This is a genomic window from Paraburkholderia sediminicola, from assembly GCF_046026855.1.
In the GTDB taxonomy this organism is placed as follows: domain Bacteria; phylum Pseudomonadota; class Gammaproteobacteria; order Burkholderiales; family Burkholderiaceae; genus Paraburkholderia; species Paraburkholderia sediminicola_A.
Genome location: NZ_JAQQET010000111.1, coordinates 1 through 406, shown reverse-complemented (window position 1 = coordinate 406; position 406 = coordinate 1). Strand labels below are relative to the sequence as shown.

The 406-nt window shown below is 60.6% G+C and carries 1 protein-coding gene; it reads right to left on the bottom strand.

Annotated features, from left to right (window positions below; all coding sequences use genetic code 11):
• Positions 1-306, bottom strand: a 306-nt coding sequence (locus PQR40_RS39015) for a helix-turn-helix domain-containing protein (RefSeq protein ID WP_408511287.1), incomplete at its 3' end; no start/stop codon positions are given.
• Positions 307-406: the final 100 nt, after the last annotated feature.

Below are 406 nucleotides of genomic sequence, written 5' to 3'. Positions count from 1 at the left end.
CTCAACCAGCTTCTCGCAGGCCAGCGTCGGGCCAAAGTCGGCGTAGCGTTCGCGGATGATCGCCAGAGCCCGCTGGGCCAGATTCTCGTCCAGACGCCGGTTACCCTGGCGGCCACGCTTGTGCGAGGCCAGTCCCGCCGCACCCGATTCCTGATAGCGGATCACCAGGCGCTCAACCTGACGTACGGTCAAGCCCAAGCGTTCGGCCGCGCGACCGGGCTTGAGGCCCATGTCGACAATGGCCTGGATGACCTTCAGACGGTCGAGTTCGCGCATGTTCAATGTCACCAGTGCAGCTGCATGCATGGCCGGCTCCATAGTCCCGCAGGGAACCGGCAAGCATACCGAGGCCAAAACACGACATTTCTAAATGGCTAGAACACGACATTTCTATAAAGCTACTACA